Here is a 16269-nt window from a genome sequence, read left to right on the forward strand (position 1 = left end):
TCAGGCCGATTCCGCGACGAGCCGCTCGACGGCCTCGATGGCCTCGCCGACGGCCCCCGGGTTCTGGCCGCCGCCCTGGGCCACGTCCGGCTTGCCGCCGCCTCCGCCGCCGAGCGTCTTGGCGGCGGTGCGGACCAGGTCACCGGCCTTGAGCCCGCGCTCACGGGCGGCCTCGTTGGTGGCGATGACGGTCAGCGGACGGCCACCCGCCACGGTGAAGAGGGCGACGACGGCCGGGCGGTCGCCCGGGACGCGGCCACGGACGTCCAGGACCAGCTTGCGCAGATCGTCGGCGGAGGTGCCGTCCGGCACCTTGGCGGCGATCAGGGCCACGCCCCGGACGTCCTTGGCGCCCTGGACGAGACCGGCGGCGGCCTGGAGCACCTTCTCGGCGCGGAACCGCTCGATCTCCTTCTCGGCCTCCTTGAGCTTGCTCAGCATGCCGGAGATCTTCTCCGGGAGCTCCTCGGGGCGGCCCTTGACCAGGTCGGTGAGCTGGGAGACGACCGTGTGCTCCCGGGCGAGGAAGTTGTAGGCGTCCACGCCCACCAGGGCCTCGACCCGGCGCACCCCGGAGCCGATGGAGGACTCGCCGAGCAGCTTCACCAGGCCCAGCTGGGCGGTGTTGTGCACATGGGTGCCACCGCACAGCTCCTTGGAGAAGTCGCCGATGGTCACCACGCGCACCCGGTCGCCGTACTTCTCGCCGAACTCGGCGATGGCGCCCTGCTTCTTGGCGTCGTCCATGCTCATCACCTCGGCGGTGACGTCGAGTTCGCGGGAGAGCACCTCGTTGATCTTCTGCTCGACGTCCGTGAGGACCGCGCCGGGCACGGCGGTCGGCGAGCCGAAGTCGAAGCGGAAGCGGCCGGGCGAGTTCTCCGAACCGGCCTGGGCGGCGGTCGGGCCCAGGGCGTCGCGCAGCGCCTGGTGGGTGAGGTGGGTGGCGCTGTGGGCGCGGGCGATGGCCCGGCGTCGCTTGATGTCGATCCGGGCGTGGGCCCCGGCGCCGACCGTCACCTCGCCGACCTGGACGACGCCCTTGTGCACGCTGACCCCGGGCACCGGCTGCTGGACGTCCCGGACCTCCACCACGGCGCCGGTGTCCAGCTTGATCCGGCCGGTGTCGGCGAGCTGGCCGCCGCCCTCGGCGTAGAACGGGGTGCGGTCCAGGACGACCTCGACCTCCTCGCCCTCGGTGGCGGCGGGCGAGGACACCCCGTCGACCAGCAGGCCGACGACGGTGGACTCGCCCTCGGTGTGGAGGTAGCCGGTGAATTCGGTCTGGCCGGAGCTGTCGGCCACCTCGCGGTAGGCGGACAGGTCGGCGTGGCCGGTCTTCTTGGCCTTGGCGTCGGCCTTGGCGCGCTCCCGCTGCTCCTTCATCAGGCGGCGGAAGCCCTCCTCGTCCACCGAGAGGCCCTGTTCGGCGGCCATCTCGAGGGTGAGGTCGATCGGGAAGCCCCAGGTGTCGTGGAGCAGGAACGCCTTGTCGCCGGGGAGCACGCTGCCGCCGGTGGCCTTGGTGTCGGTGACGGCGGTGTCGAGGATGTTGGTGCCGGCCTTGAGCGTCTTGAGGAAGGCCGACTCCTCGGCGAGGGCGACGGTCTCGATCCGCTTGCGGTCGGTGAGCAGCTCCGGGTACTGCTGGCCCATCGTCTTGAGGACGACGTCGACCAGCTCGCCGACGACCGGCTCGGTGGCGCCGAGGATGCGCATGTTGCGGATGGCGCGGCGCATGATGCGGCGCAGCACATAGCCGCGGCCCTCGTTGCCGGGGGTGACGCCGTCGCCGATGAGCATGACGGAGGTGCGCATGTGGTCGGCGACCACGCGCAGCGAGACGTCGGAAGTCCGGGCGGCGCCGTAAGCGACCCCGGTCAGCTCGGTGGCCTTGTCCATGACGACGCGCAGGGTGTCGGTCTCGTACATGTTCCGCACGCCCTGGAGGATCATCGCCAGGCGCTCGAGGCCGAGGCCGGTGTCGATGTTCTTGCTGGGGAGCTCGCCGAGGATCGGGAAGTTGTCCTTGCCCTCGCCCGGACCGCGCTCGTACTGCATGAAGACCAGGTTCCAGATCTCCACGTAGCGCTCGTCGTTGACGGCCGGGCCGCCCTCCTCGCCGAACTCCGGACCACGGTCGTAGTTGATCTCGGAGCAGGGGCCGCAGGGGCCGGGGACGCCCATGGACCAGTAGTTCGGGCCCATGCCGAGGCGCTGGATCCGGTCGGCGGGGACGCCGATCACCTCGCGCCAGATGCGCTCGGCCTCGTCGTCCTGCTCGTAGACGGTGATCCACAGCCGCTCGGGGTCGAGGCCGTAGCCACCCTCCTCCTGGGAGCTGGTCAGCAGCTCCCAGGCGTACTTGATGGCGCCTTCCTTGAAGTAGTCGCCGAACGAGAAGTTCCCGCACATCTGGAAGAAGGTGCCGTGGCGGGTGGTCTTGCCGACCTCTTCGATGTCCGGCGTACGCACGCACTTCTGCACGCTGACGGCGCGGTCGAAGGGCGGCTTGACCTCACCGAGGAAGTACGGCTTGAAGGGCACCATGCCCGCGGGGACCAGCAGCAGCGTCGGGTCGTCCGCGATGAGCGACGCCGACGGCACGACGGTGTGCCCGCGCTCCTCGAAGAAGCGCAGCCAGCGGCGGCGGATTTCAGCCGACTCCATCAGTGGTCCTCATTTCCGGCTTTGTGGAGCTTGTAGGGGGTGGTGCGGGTCAGCTCGGCCCGGCTCCGCTGGGCCGGGAGCCGCTTGCGGTCGTCCGGCGGTGGCGCGGAGAGCCCGAGCGCGTCCTTGAGCGCGGCCTCGCGGTCGGCCATGCCGTCCCGTACGTCCAGGGCGAAGACCTTGATCCGCCGACCTGCCAGCACCGCGCGGTCGGCGGCCTGCGCCGCCAGGCTCTCCGGGGTGAGCTGGTTGAGCTTGCGGTTGACCTTGGTGGTGGCCCACACCCCGGCGGCGACGCCGGTGGTGAACCAGAATGTGCGGCGGAACATCCGGTCTGTCAGCCCTTCGATCCACGGTTGCGACGGCCGCCCCGGCGGGCGGACGGCAGGGTCTTGCCGATGACGACGTTGCGCGTGGGCGCGGGCTCGTCCTCCTCCGCCCGCCCCTTGCGGCCGATCGCCCGCCGGACGCCGTAGCCGAACGCGGCCACCTTGACCAGCGGTCCGCCGAAGGCGGTGGAGACGGTCGAGGAGAGCGCGGAGGCGTTGGAGGTGACCTCCTGGACGTCGGAGGCGATCGAGTCCACCCGGGCGAGCTGGGTGTTGGCCTCGCGCACGGTCGCGGACGCCTCGCTCAGCAGCGGCACCGCCTGGTCGGTGACCTCCGCCACCAGCCTGGTGGCCGCCTTGAGCGTCTGAGCCAGCCTCACCAGCGCCAGCGCCAGGAAGGACACCAGGATCGCCCAGAAGACGGCCACGAGGATCCCGGCCACCTCTCCACCGGACACGTCGCACCGCTCCCTGTCGCCGCTCGTCGTCGTTGTCTCGTATTGGTCGTGCTCGGCGCGCTGACGTGTCGTGATGACGCGTCGTTCGGCGTCGTCCGCCGCTCGCCGCTCTCGGGCGGTATCCGGGTGCGGGCGGCAGGTATCGACCTTATCGCGCCGCGGACGCGCACCCGAAACGCATAACGGCCGCCGGGCGCCCGGTCCGGACCCGCCATCGGACAAGCCCGCGGGTTCCCCGTCGACCGGTGTCGAGGGGGAACCCGCGGGCTCGGGTGCGTACGGTGCGCTCCGCCGGATCAGCGGGCGTAGTACTCGACGACGAGCTGCTCGTCGCAGATCACCGGGATCTCCTTGCGGTTGGGGTCCCGGTCCAGGCGGAAGGCGAGCGCCTTCAGGTTGACCTGGAGGTAGCGCGGGGTCTCGCCGTCGGGGGCGTAACCACCCTCGCGCGCCACCTGGAAGGGGACCTTCTCGCGGCTGCGCTCGCGGACCATCACCACGTCGTCCGGGCGGACCCGGAAGGACGGCTTGTCGACCTTGCGGCCGTTGACCTCGATGTGGCCGTGGGTGACCATCTGGCGGGCCTGGTAGATGGTGCGGGCGATGCCCGACCGCAGAACGAGCGCGTCCAGACGGCGCTCGAGCTCGACGACCAGGGCCTCGCCCGTCTTGCCCTCGGCCTTCCGGGCGCGGTCGTAGGCACGGGCCATCTGGCGCTCGCTGATGTCGTACTGGGCGCGCAGCCGCTGCTTCTCCAGCAGCCGGACCTTGTAGTCACTGGTCTGCTTGCGGCCACGGCCGTGCTCGCCCGGCGGGTAGGGGCGGGCCTCGAAGTACTTGACGGCCTTCGGGGTCAGAGCGATGCCGAGCGCCCGCGACTTCTTGACCTTGGGACGCGACTGGTTCACGGGGAACGAACCTCCATGTAAGTTAGGTGAGCCTTACCTTAGCCGAGGAGAACGCATGTTTCGACCTGGGATCCCCCTGCCCAGCACTGGTCAGAGCCCCGAGGAGGGTCAGCCGCGTCCCATGGAAAGCACCCTGCGGCCCACACCGGCAGAGCGCGTACGTACTCTCGTTGAATCCAAGGCTACGGCTTCGTTGACGATTCCCGGAATCGAGGCCCTGGACGACCTGGGGGCGGACGGTCCCACCGCCCGTACGGTCGCCCCGGACGGGGATGTGCTGCTGCTGGTGCCCAGCGCCTCCCCCGCCGCCCGCGCCGCCGCCCACGCCCAGGACGACGAGCTGACCTGCGTGATGGAGATCACCGACGTCGCCCCCGTCGCGATGCCCCACCGGATCCGCGGCCGCGCCTGGGTGGCCGGCTGGCTCACCCCCGTCCCCTGCGGTGAGCGCACGCGCACCGCGGCGGCGCTGCTGGCCGAGCGGCATCCGGTGGGCGAACTGCTCGGCCTCGACCAGGCGGCGCAACCGTCGCGGCGCGGTGGGCCGGCCGCCGGGGTGGGGCCCGCCGGGAGAGCCGCCTGGACGCTGCTGCGGCTGGAGGTCGGCGAGGCGTGCGTGGACGACCTGTGGGGCGCGGACGGCGTCGAGCCGGACGACTTCACCTCGGCCGACCCCGATCCGCTGGTCCGGCACGAGGCCGATCTGCTCCAGCATCTGCACGCCGCCCACAGCGAGCAGGTGCGCCAGCTGTGCGCGCTGCTCGGCGACCGCTCCGGCCTGGTCTGCTCCCGGGGCCCGGCCACCCCGGTGGCGCTGGACCGCTTCGGTCTGCGGGTGCGCTTCACGGACGAGGCGGACCGGCCGTTCGACGCGCGCTTCGACTTTCCCGAGCCGGTGCGGAACGTCTCCGAGCTGCGGTACGCGATGCACGCCCTGTTCGACGCGGCGGCGAGCTGAGGGCGTCGTCCTCGTAGCGGGTGGGGAGACGGGGGCGGCTGCCGACGGGGGCTGACCGCCAGGACGAGGAGCGGGGCCGGACGTCGGCTGACCGCTAGGACGAGGTGGCCGCCGGACCGTCGCCGGACGGCGGCGGGTCGCCGCGCAGCCGCGCCCGCACCCGCTCCACCACATCCGCGTACCGCGCCTCGGCCCCGTACCGCGTGGGCTCGTAGTACCGCTTGCCGTGGATCTTGTCCGGTGCGTACTGCTGCGCCGCGATGCCGCCCGGCAGATCGTGCGGATAGAGATAGCCCTGTGCGTGGCCGAGCTTCTTGGCGCCCTGGTAGTGGCCGTCGCGCAGATGCGGCGGCACCGGCCCGGCCAGACCCGCCCGCACATCGGCGAGCGCGGCGCCGATGGCGGTGGTGGCGGCGTTGGACTTGGGCGCGAGCGCCAGGGCGATGGTGGCGTGGCTCAGGGTGAGCGCGGCCTCCGGGAAGCCGATCAGGGCGACCGCCTGCGCCGCCGCCACGGCGGTGGGCAGCGCGGTGGGGTCGGCCAGGCCGATGTCCTCGCTCGCCGAGATCATCAGCCGGCGGGCGATGAACCGCGGGTCCTCCCCCGCCTCGATCATCCGGGCCAGATAGTGCAGCGCCGCGTCCACGTCCGAGCCGCGGATGGACTTGATCAGGGCGCTGGCCACGTCGTAGTGCTGGTCACCCGCGCGGTCGTACTTCACCGCGGCCCGGTCGACCGCCTCCTCCAGCGAGGTGAGCGTGACCTCGGGCTCGCCCTTGTCCAGGGCCGCCCCGGCGCCCGCCTCCAGCGCGGTGAGCGCCCGCCGGGCATCGCCGCCCGCTATCCGCAGCAGATGCGCCTCGGCGTCCTCGGGGAGGGTGACCGCCCCGCCGAGCCCGCGCTCGTCGGTGAGCGCGCGCCGCAGCAGCCCGCGCAGATCGTCGTCGGTCAGCGGCTCCAGGGTGAGCAGCAGCGAGCGGGAGAGCAGCGGGGAGATCACGGAGAAGTACGGATTCTCGGTGGTGGCCGCGATCAGCGTCACCCATCGGTTCTCCACGGCGGGCAGCAGCGAGTCCTGCTGGGCCTTGCTGAAGCGGTGGATCTCGTCCAGGAAGAGCACGGTGTCCCGCCCGTACGCCCCGGAGGAGCGGCGCGCGCCGTCGATGACGGCCCGGACCTCCTTGACCCCCGCGGTGATGGCCGACAGCTCGACGAAGCGCTTCTGGGTGGCCTGGCTGACCACATACGCCAGCGTCGTCTTGCCGATGCCCGGCGGGCCCCAGAGGATCACCGACGACGGCCCGGCCGGACCCCCGCCGCCCTCGCCCACGAGCCGCCGCAGCGGGGACCCGGGGCGCAGCAGATGCTGCTGGCCCACGACCTCGTCGAGGGTGCGCGGACGCATCCGCACGGCCAGCGGACTGCTGGCCGGATCCTTCTCCTGGCGGTCCTCTGCGGCGGCGGTGAACAGGTCTGGCTCCACCCGGGAAGCCTATGACACCGCACCGACAACGCCGCCGCGCGCAGGGTTCGGAGGGTGCGGGCTCAGCCCTGAGCGCCCGTCCAGAAATCCCACCAGCGGGTCAGGATCAGCATGCCGATGACGCCGATCCACACCACCGGGACCACCCAGTGGAACTCCATGAGCCCGCGCCGCAGCCCGTCCGGCGCCGGAAGGTAGCCGTGCTTGAGGTTGTGGCCGGTGACGTAGCAGAACATCACGATGGTGGCGACCCAGGCCAGGCAGCACCACAGGCACAGCGAGCCGATGACGTACAGCGACTCGTACTGGAGCCAGGTCACGAAGCCGACGCCGAAGAGCGTGCCCGCGTTGAAGGTCAGCCAGTACCAGCGCGGGAAGCGCGCCCCGGTCAGCAGTGACATGCCCACGCAGATCACGATGCCGTAGGCGACGAGGCCGAGCATCGGGTTCGGGAAGCCGAACGCCTGCGCCTGGTCGCTCTCCATGATGTTGCCGCAGGAGACGACGGGGTTGAGGCTGCACCCGGGCGTGAAGACCTTGCCGTCGGCCTTGTACTCGAGGATCTTGTTCTTGTCGATCGTGATGACCCAGGCGGCCAGCAGTCCGAGCGCCCCGGTGATCACGAGCAGGAGGGCGAAGGCACGACTGCCACCCGTCCCGGCCCGCGCACCCTCCCGCGCCTCGCCGGACTCCACGTCGTCCATCACTGTCGTCGCCATACTCGCCGTCCGTCGCTCTCCGCCGTCTCCAGCCCCGTCGGGCACGGCCATTGTGCCGCACCCGCGGTCGCCGTAAGGCGCGCTTATCACGGTCATGCCATGGTGCCCTGTCCTTCGTTCGGAGGGCATAAGACGGACCTCCCGGTCGTCCCCGGGACCGGCACGGCACCGGCACGCTCCGGGCCATGGCAGACGAAGCGGTACGGGTGCGCGGCCTGCGCAAACGCTATGGCGTGCGGTGACCGCGCTGGACGGCGTTGACCTGGGCATTCGGCGGGGAGAGGTGTTCGGCGTCCTGGGCCCCAACGGGGCGGGCAAGAGCACGACGGTGGAGATCCTCCAGGGCCATCGGAACCGCGACGCGGGCGAGGTCACGGTGCTGGGCCGGGCCCCCGCCTCCGGGGGACGCGAGTGGCGGTCCCGAATCGGCGTCGTTTGGCAGGATGAATCCGGCCCGGCCGAGTTGACGGTGCACGAGACCGTGCGCCATTTCGCCCGCTACTACCCCCGGCCGCGCGACCCCGAGGAGGTCATCGGCCTGGTCGGGCTCGAGGACAAGGCGGCCAGCCGGATCAAGGCGCTGTCGGGCGTCAGCGGCGCCGGCTGGATGTGGCCCTCGGTGTGATCGGCGGTCCGGAGCTGCTGCCGGACGAGCCGACGACCGGCTTCGACCCGGCGGCGCGGCGCCGGTTCTGGGAGCTGATCCGGCGGCTGGCCGACGAGGGCACCACGATCGTGCTCACCACGCACTACCTGGACGAGGCGGAAGGGCTGTCCGACCGGCTGGCGGTCATCGCCGCGGGCAAGGTCGTGGCCGGGGGCGCGCCCGCCGAGCTGCGCGAGCGGCACGGCGGCCGGGCGACGGTCCACTGGAGCGAGCCCGGCGGCGGGGCGCGCCAGGAGGAGACGGAGACCCCGACCCGTACCGTCGCGGAGCTGATGGGCCGCTTCGACGGGGAGATCCCGGGGCTGCGGATCGCCCGGCCGCCCCTGACGGTCGTCGGCGAGGCGGACAGCGGCCCGCGGGCGGAGGCGCTGTCCGCCTCGCTGCGGCCCGATGTGGTGCTGATGGACCTGCGGATGCCGGACGGCGACGGGGTGGAGTCCATCGCCCGGATGACCGCCGCCGGGCTGCCGTCCCGGGTGATCGTGCTGACCACCTATGAGACGGACGGGGACATCCTGCGCGCGGTGGAGGCGGGTGCGGCGGGCTATCTGCTCAAGGACATGCCCCGCGCCGAGCTGGCCGAGGCCGTGCGTTCCGCCGCGCGCGGCGAGACGGTGCTGGCCCCGTCCGTCGCCGCGCGGTTGATGGACCAGCTGCGCGACCGGCCCGAGCGTCCCCGCCTCTCCGAACGGGAGACGGACGTGCTGCGGCTGGTGGCGGAGGGCTGCACCAACGCGGAGATCGGCCGCCGTCTCTTCATCGGCGAGTCGACGGTGAAGACCCATCTGCTGCGGGCCTTCGGCAAGCTGGGCGTGGCCGACCGCACCGCGGCGGTCACCAGCGCGATGCGGCTGGGACTGCTGTAGGAAGCGGCGAAAGGGGGCCCGGGGCGTTCCCCGGGCCCCTTTTGAGGCTCGCTCAGGCGATTTTTGAGGCTCCCTCAGGCAAGGCGTGCGCGGACCGCCTCGACCACCTCGGTCAGGGGGACCGGGGACTGCTCGCCGGAGTCCATGTCCTTCAGCTGGACCACGTTCTCGGCGAGGTCGCGCTCGCCCGCCACGATCGTGTAGCGGGCGCCGCTGCGGTTGGCGGCCTTCATGGCGGCCTTCAGGCCCTTGCCGCCGTAGGCGAAGTCCGTGGCGACGCCCGCCGTACGGAGCTCGCCGACCAGGCCGAAGAGGACCTTGCGGGCCTCCTCCCCCAGCGGTACCGCGAAGACGCTGACCGCGGCGGGGAGGTTCAGCTCGACGCCCTCGGCCTCCAGCGCGAGCACCGTACGGTCCACGCCGAGCGCCCAGCCCACCGAGGGCAGGGCCGGGCCGCCGATCATCTCGGACAGGCCGTCGTAGCGGCCGCCGCCGCCCACCGCGGACTGGGAGCCCAGGCCGTCGTGGACGAACTCGAAGGTGGTGCGGGTGTAGTAGTCCAGGCCGCGCACCAGCCTCGCGTCGTCCTCGAAGGCCACGCCCCGCGCCGTGATCAGCTCGCGGACCTCCGCGTGGTACGCCTTGCACTCCTCGCACAGGTAGTCGCGCAGCAGCGGGGCGTCGGCCAGCTGCGCGCGCACCGCCTCGCGCTTGTCGTCCAGCACCCGCAGCGGGTTGATCTCCACGCGCCGCCGGGTGTCCTCGTCCAGGTCCAGGCCGCGCAGGAAGTCCTGGAGGGCGGCCCGGTAGACGGGGCGGCAGGTGGCGTCGCCCAGCGAGTTCAGCAGGATGCGGAAGTTCCGCAGCCCGAGCGACCGGTAGGCGTCGTGGGCCAGGACGATCAGCTCGGCGTCCAGGGCCGGGTCCTCGGCGCCGATGGCCTCCGCGCCGACCTGCGAGAAGTGGCGGTAGCGGCCCTTCTGCGGGCGCTCGTAACGGTAGTACGAGCCCGAGTACCAGAGCTTGACCGGCAGCGATCCGGCCTTGTGGAGATTGGCCTCCAGGGCGGCGCGCAGCACCGAGGCGGTGCCCTCGGGGCGCAGCGCGAGCTCGTCGCCGCCCTTGGTGGTGAGGGTGTACATCTCCTTGGTCACGATGTCGGTGGACTCGCCGACGCCGCGCGCGAAGAGCTCCACGTTCTCGAAACCGGGGGTCTCGATGTAGCCGTAGCCGGAGCGCTTGAGCGGTGCGGCGATCGCCTCGCGCACCGCGAGGTAGGTCGCGGAGGCCGGCGGGATCAGGTCATACGTGCCCCGGGGGGCTTTGAAGGTGCTCAACGGAAGTCTCTCGTCACATTCCTCGTCGCGGAGCCGGGCGCCGGGCGCCGTCTCCCGGGCCGGCGGCCACCTCGCGCAGATACGGGTTGGTGGCGCGCTCACGGCCGATGCTGGTCTGGGGGCCATGGCCGGACAGCACCACGGTCGAGTCGTCGAGCGGCAGGACCACACGGGCCAGCGACTCGAGGATCTCGGCATGATCGCCGCCGGGCAGATCGGTGCGTCCGATGGAGCCGGCGAAGAGCAGATCGCCCGAGAAGAAGACGGACGGGATGTCCGCCTGCTCGGGCATCTGGAAGGTCACCGACCCCTTGGTATGGCCCGGGGCGTGCGCGACGGTGAGCTCCAGACCGGCCAGCTTCAGCTCGGCGCCGTCGGCCAGCTCCTTGACGTCGTCCGGCTCGCCCACGGTGAGTTCACCCATCAGCGGCATCCCGATGGAGCGCCCGAGAGCCTTCTCGGGGTCGCTCATCATGAAGCGGTCGGACGGGTGGATCCAGGCCGGTACGTCATGCGCGCCGCAGACCGGGACGACCGAGGCGACATGGTCGATGTGGCCGTGGGTGAGGACGACCGCGACCGGCTTGAGCCGGTGCTTGGCGACCGCCTCCGCGACGCCTTGGGCCGCCTGGTGGCCCGGGTCGATGATCACGCACTCCTCACCGGCGGCGGGGGCGACCAGATAGCAGTTGGTCCCCCAGGCCCCGGCGGGGAACCCGGCAATGAGCACGATCGTCCTTAGAAGTCGTCCGGTGGAAGATTGTCGGCGGCTTCAGAGCCTACCGGCGGCGCCCCGGCCACAGCGAACCCGTATACGGTACGGCCGAGCCCTCGTACACAACAGCATTACACCGACGGCACACGCCATGAGGAGACGACCCGGTGGTCAGTAACGAGCAGCGGCGGAGGCAACTCGCCCGGGAGAAGTACCTTCGGCAGCAGCAGCGGCGCGAAACCGCCCGGCACAAGTCGCGCCAGCGCAATGTGGTGATCGCCGCCGTGCTGGCCGTGGTCCTGGCCGGTGGCGGTGCCGTCGCGGCCACGGGCGCGCTGTCCGGGAAGGACAAGGACAAGAAGGACGACGCCGCCTCCTCCGCCACTCCCTCGGCCGCCCCCACCAGCAAGGCGCCCGACCCCTGCGCCAAGGAGGCGAAGGCGGTCGCGGGCAAGAAGCCGAAGAAGATGTCGTGGAAGAAGGAGCCGGCGGTCACGATCGACAAGTCGGCCTCCTACACGATGAAGCTCGAGACGACCTGCGGGGACATCTCCGTGACCATGGACGCGGGCAAGGCGCCGCACACGGTCAACTCCTTCAGCTTCCTGGCGGGCAAGGGCTACTTCGACCACACCAAGTGCCACCGGCTGGTGAACCAGGGGATCTACGTGCTCCAGTGCGGTGACCCGCAGGGCACCGGCGCGGGCGGCCCCGGCTACACCATCCCGGACGAGAACCTCAAGGACGCCTCGATCAAGGGCGGCAAGTACCCGGCCGGGACCGTCGCCATGGCCAACCAGTACAACCCGCAGACCAAGCAGGGCCGGAACACCGGTGGCAGCCAGTTCTTCCTGGTCTACAAGAAGAGCAACCTCCCGCCGGACTACACGCCCTTCGGCACCGTGGACAAGGCCGGGATGAAGGTCCTGTCGAAGATCGCCAACGCCGGGGCGGCTCCCCCGGACCAGACGATGAACACCGCCCCGAACGCCAGCGTGGTGATCAACAAGGCGACGGTCGGCAAGTCCTGAGGTCGCCGGGCTCGCGTACTGCGAAATTTCGGTCGCGCAGGATACGGACAGCCGGGGCACCGGTCGCCTATGTTGGCGTTGTGTAGGGTGCCTGGCCCGGTGGCCGCCACCCTGATGTGAGACCGGCCAGGGCGTATCCCGGCCGGAAGAAACTGTGGACGATGCCCGCGGGCCGCGCGCCCGCCCCGGCATCATGTGGAGGAGGCGCTGTGAGCAGCGAGCCTTGGGGCCGCGTCGACGAGGCGGGGACCGTGTACGTGCGTACGGCCGACGGGGAGCAGGTCGTCGGATCGTGGCAGGCGGGATCGCCGGAAGAGGCCCTCGCCTACTTCGAGCGCAAGTACGAAGGTCTGGTCGTCGAGATCGGCCTCCTCGAGCGCAGGGTCAAGACCACCGATCTGTCCGCCAAGGACGCGACCGCGGCCATCGAGCACATCCGCCAGCAGGTCGACGAGCATCATGTGGTCGGCGATCTGGACGCGCTCAGGAAGCGGCTCGACAAGCTCTCCGGGGAGGTCGAGGTCCGCCGCGAGCAGCGCAAGGCGGCCAAGGCGGTCCAGGCCGACGAGGCCCGCAGGGCCAAGGAGGACCTGGTCGCCGAGGCCGAGCAGCTGGCCGCCAGCGAGCAGTGGCGGGCCGCCGGGGAGCGGCTGCGCGCCCTGGTGGACACCTGGAAGGGCCTGCCCCGGCTGGACCGCAAGACCGACGACGAGCTGTGGCACCGCTTCTCGCACGCCCGCTCGGCCTTCTCCAAGCGGCGCAAGGCGCACTTCGCGGCCCTGGACGCCCAGCGCGAGGAGGCCCGGCAGACCAAGGAGAAGCTGGTCGCCGAGGCCGAGGCGCTCTCCGGCTCCACCGACTGGGGCCCGACCGCGGCCCGGTACCGGGAGCTGATGTCGGACTGGAAGGCCGCGGGCCGCGCCCAGCGCGAGTCCGAGGAGGACCTGTGGAACCGCTTCCGCGGTGCGCAGGACATCTTCTTCCAGGCCCGTAGCGAGGTCTTCGCGGAGCGTGACGCCGAGCAGCGGGAGAATCTCACCCGCAAGGAGGAGCTCGTCGTCGAGGCCGAGAAGCTGCTGCCGATCACGGACCTGAAGGCGTCCCGCGCGGCCTTCCGGTCGATCAACGAGCGGTGGGAGGCCATCGGCCATGTGCCGAGGGACGCCCGCGCCCGTATCGAGGGCCGGATGCACGCGGTGGAGCGCGCCATCCAGGACGCCGAGGAGACGGAGTGGCGGCGGACCAACCCCGAGGCGCGGGCGCGCGCCGCGGGGCTCACCGGCCAGCTCCAGGACGCCGTCGACAAGCTGCGGTCCCAGATCGACGCGGCCCGCGCGGCGGGGAACAACGCGAAGGCCGACAAGCTCTCCAAGGAGCTCGAGGGCCGGCAGGCGCTGCTGGACCAGGCGCTGAAGGGCCTCCAGGAGTTCGGCGGCTGAGCGCGCGCTGATCCGCGTACGGCGGCGGCCCCCGGTGCGAAGGCGCCGGGGGCCGCCGCCGTCGTGTGCTCAGCGGACCCTCTCAGCGGATCAGCGGCGCGTCCTCAGCGGGCACGGGCCGAGGTGACCCGGTAGACGTCGTAGACGCCCTCCACGCCGCGTACGGCCTTCAGGACGTGGCCCAGGTGCTTGGGGTCGCCCATCTCGAAGGTGAAGCGCGAGGTGGCCACCCGGTCGCGGGAGGTCTGCACGGCCGCGGAGAGGATGTTGACGTGCTGGTCGGACAGCACGCGGGTGACGTCCGACAGCAGCCGGGACCGGTCCAGCGCCTCGACCTGGATGGCCACCAGGAAGACCGACGACTGAGTGGGCGCCCACTCCACGTCGAGGATGCGCTCGGGCTGCTGGGAGAGCGAGTCCACGTTGACACAGTCGGCGCGGTGCACCGAGACACCGCTGCCGCGGGTGACGAAGCCGATGATGGGGTCGCCGGGCACCGGCGTACAGCAGCGGGCCAGCTTGACCCACACATCCTCGACGCCCTTGACCACCACGCCCGGATCGGCGCTGGAGCGGCGCTTGGTGCGGCGGATGGGCGGGGCGGTCTCGGCGATGTCCTCGTTGGCGGCCTCCTCGCCGCCGAGCGCCTGGACGAGCTTCTGCACCACGTTCTGCGCGGAGACATGGCCCTCGCCGATCGCCGCGTAGAGCGCGGAGATGTCGGGGTAGCGCATCTCATGGGCGAGGGTGACCAGCGAGTCGCCGGTCAGGATCCGCTGGATGGGCAGGTTCTGCTTGCGCATCGCCCGGACGATCGCGTCCTTGCCCTGTTCGATGGCTTCGTCGCGGCGCTCCTTGGAGAACCAGGCGCGGATCTTGTTACGGGCGCGCGGCGACTTGACGAAGCCCAGCCAGTCGCGGGACGGCGCGGCGCCCGCCGCCTTGGAGGTGAAGACCTCCACCAGGTCGCCGTTGTCCAGGGTGGACTCCAGCGGGACCAGCCGCCCGTTGACCCGGGCGCCGATCGTACGGTGGCCGACCTCGGTGTGCACGGCGTAGGCGAAGTCGACCGGAGTGGCCCCGGCCGGAAGCGCTATGACATCGCCCTTGGGCGTGAAGACGAAGACCTCGTTGCGGGAGAGGTCGAAGCGCAGGGACTCCAGGAACTCGCCCGGGTCCTCGGTCTCCTTCTGCCAGTCCAGGAGCTGCCGCAGCCACGCCATGTCGTTGATGGCGTCGTCCTTGCCCGCCTTACGGGGCACATCGGTGCGCACCTTGGAGGCGCCGGCCACCGCCTCCTGCTTGTACTTCCAGTGCGCGGCGATGCCGTACTCGGCGCGGCGGTGCATGTCGAAGGTGCGGATCTGGAGCTCGACCGGCTTGCCGCTGGGCCCGATGACCGTCGTGTGCAGCGACTGGTACATGTTGAACTTGGGCATCGCGATGTAGTCCTTGAACCGCCCGGGCACCGGGTTCCACCGCGCGTGGATGGTCCCGAGCGCCGCGTAGCAGTCGCGGACGGTGTCGACGAGGACCCGAATGCCCACCAGGTCGTAGATCTCGGCGAAGTCGCGGCCGCGCACGATCATCTTCTGGTAGACGGAGTAGTAGTGCTTCGGCCGGCCGGTGACGGTCGCCTTGATCCGCGCCGCCCGCAGATCGCCCTGGACCTGGTCGGTGACGACGGCCAGGTACTCGTCGCGCTTGGGGGCCCGCTCGGCGACCAGCCGCACGATCTCGTCGTACATCTTGGGGTAGAGGATCGCGAAGGCGAGGTCCTCCAGCTCCCATTTGATGGTGTTCATGCCCAGACGATGGGCGAGCGGGGCGTAGATCTCGAGGGTCTCGCGGGCCTTCTTCTCCTGCTTCTCCCGCTTGAGGTAGCGCATGGTGCGCATGTTGTGCAGCCGGTCGGCCAGCTTGATCACCAGCACCCGGGGGTCCCGGGCCATGGCGACGACCATCTTCCGCACGGTCTCGGCCTGGGCCGCCTCGCCGAACTTGACCTTGTCCAGCTTGGTGACGCCGTCGACGAGCAGGGCGACCTGGTCGCCGAAGTCACGGCGCAGGGTGTCCAGGCCGTACTCGGTGTCCTCGACGGTGTCATGCAGCAGCCCGGCCATCAAAGTGGCCGGATCCATACCCAGCTCGGCCAGGATCGTGGTCACCGCGAGGGGGTGGGTGATGTACGGATCGCCGCTCTTGCGCTTCTGGCCGCGGTGCCAGCGCTCGGCCACCTGGTACGCGCGCTCGATCTGGCGCAGCGTCGCGGCCTCCGCCTTGGGGTCGTTGCCGCGCACGATGCGCAGCAGCGGCTCCAGCACCGGGTTGTACGGGCTGGAGCGCTGGACGCCGAGGCGCGCCAGCCGGGCCCGGACGCGGTTTGACGAGCCCGAGCGGGGCGCGGGGCTCTGTACGGGGCGCGCGGGGGGCGTGGTGGCGGGCAGGCTGTTGCCGCGGCCCGCGGGGGGCTTCGGGCTGGTCTGCTCGGGGCCGCGCCGGACCGCGCCGTCACCGCTGTTCCTGGGCACGCCTGGGCCCGCCGTCGGCTCGGCGGCGGTGGGCGCGTCCGGCTGTGCGGAGGGGGTTCCGCCCGGACGGACTTTGGGCGAGAGCGGCTGGGCCTCGTCTGGCAAGAGCACTCCTAGCGGTCCGGACCCGAGAAAGGTCGGGCTGCCATGGTATCGAT

12 protein-coding genes and 2 pseudogenes are annotated in these 16269 nt (G+C 71.4%); 5 read left to right on the top strand and 9 right to left on the bottom strand.

Annotated features, from left to right (window positions below; all coding sequences use genetic code 11):
• The 4 genes from alaS to rpsD form a co-directional block, all read right to left on the bottom strand.
• Positions 1–2670, bottom strand: coding sequence for an alanine--tRNA ligase (alaS, locus tag KHP12_RS12870; RefSeq protein WP_211832960.1), 2670 nt, complete (start codon positions 2668–2670; stop codon positions 1–3).
• The gene (locus KHP12_RS12875) at positions 2670–2999 is read right to left on the bottom strand and encodes a DUF6167 family protein (RefSeq protein ID WP_037951636.1); all 330 of its coding nucleotides are present in this window, start codon (positions 2997–2999) and stop codon (positions 2670–2672) included. The genes alaS and KHP12_RS12875 overlap by 1 nt, the downstream gene beginning before the upstream one ends.
• Before the next feature lie 8 nt (positions 3000–3007).
• On the bottom strand, positions 3008–3457 hold the full coding sequence (locus KHP12_RS12880; protein WP_037951634.1) for a DUF948 domain-containing protein: 450 nt from the start codon (positions 3455–3457) through the stop codon (positions 3008–3010).
• Between the two features lie 296 nt (positions 3458–3753).
• Positions 3754–4365, bottom strand: a complete 612-nt coding sequence (gene rpsD, locus KHP12_RS12885) for a 30S ribosomal protein S4 (RefSeq protein WP_037951633.1) — start codon at positions 4363–4365, stop codon at positions 3754–3756.
• A gap of 193 nt (positions 4366–4558) precedes the next feature.
• On the opposite strand from rpsD, the gene KHP12_RS12890 reads away from it, so the two are divergent.
• Positions 4559–5323 carry a DUF2470 domain-containing protein gene (locus tag KHP12_RS12890; protein WP_211832961.1) on the top strand — a complete coding sequence of 255 codons (765 nt, stop codon included), beginning with the start codon at positions 4559–4561 and terminating at the stop codon, positions 5321–5323.
• A 94-nt stretch (positions 5324–5417) separates the two neighbouring features.
• Here KHP12_RS12890 and KHP12_RS12895 read toward each other — a convergent pair whose 3' ends face one another.
• A complete protein-coding gene (locus tag KHP12_RS12895; protein WP_037951631.1) occupies positions 5418–6806 on the bottom strand; it encodes a replication-associated recombination protein A in 1389 nt (462 codons plus the stop codon).
• A gap of 62 nt (positions 6807–6868) precedes the next feature.
• Positions 6869–7510: a vitamin K epoxide reductase family protein gene (locus KHP12_RS12900; protein ID WP_372455297.1), complete on the bottom strand. Its 642-nt coding sequence runs from the start codon at positions 7508–7510 to the stop codon at positions 6869–6871.
• Between the two features lie 200 nt (positions 7511–7710).
• On the opposite strand from KHP12_RS12900, the pseudogene KHP12_RS52395 reads away from it, so the two are divergent.
• Positions 7711–8518, top strand: a pseudogene (locus KHP12_RS52395) (ABC transporter ATP-binding protein); the annotation flags it as partial.
• Positions 8504–9058, top strand: a pseudogene (locus KHP12_RS12910) (response regulator); the annotation flags it as partial. The pseudogenes KHP12_RS52395 and KHP12_RS12910, both read left to right, overlap by 15 nt.
• Positions 9059–9132: 74 nt before the next feature.
• Here the strand turns inward: KHP12_RS12910 and hisS are convergent.
• The gene (gene hisS / locus KHP12_RS12915) at positions 9133–10395 is read right to left on the bottom strand and encodes a histidine--tRNA ligase (protein WP_037951628.1); all 1263 of its coding nucleotides are present in this window, start codon (positions 10393–10395) and stop codon (positions 9133–9135) included.
• Between the two features lie 13 nt (positions 10396–10408).
• Complete coding sequence (locus KHP12_RS12920) at positions 10409–11125, bottom strand: MBL fold metallo-hydrolase (RefSeq protein ID WP_086885224.1); 717 nt, start codon at positions 11123–11125, stop codon at positions 10409–10411.
• 152 nt (positions 11126–11277) lie between these two features.
• Between KHP12_RS12920 and KHP12_RS12925 the strand changes: the two genes are divergently transcribed.
• Complete coding sequence (locus KHP12_RS12925; protein ID WP_086885225.1) at positions 11278–12141, top strand: peptidylprolyl isomerase; 864 nt, start codon at positions 11278–11280, stop codon at positions 12139–12141.
• Positions 12142–12350: 209 nt separating this feature from the next.
• Positions 12351–13580, top strand: coding sequence for a DUF349 domain-containing protein (locus KHP12_RS12930; protein ID WP_086885226.1), 1230 nt, complete (start codon positions 12351–12353; stop codon positions 13578–13580).
• A gap of 104 nt (positions 13581–13684) precedes the next feature.
• Here the strand turns inward: KHP12_RS12930 and KHP12_RS12935 are convergent, their stop codons facing one another.
• Positions 13685–16216 (bottom strand): RelA/SpoT family protein, encoded by a 2532-nt coding sequence (locus KHP12_RS12935; protein WP_210610198.1) that lies wholly within the window; start codon positions 16214–16216, stop codon positions 13685–13687.
• Between the last annotated feature and the right edge of the window lie 53 nt (positions 16217–16269).

This window comes from Streptomyces asiaticus, from assembly GCF_018138715.1.
GTDB lineage: Bacteria > Actinomycetota > Actinomycetes > Streptomycetales > Streptomycetaceae > Streptomyces > Streptomyces asiaticus.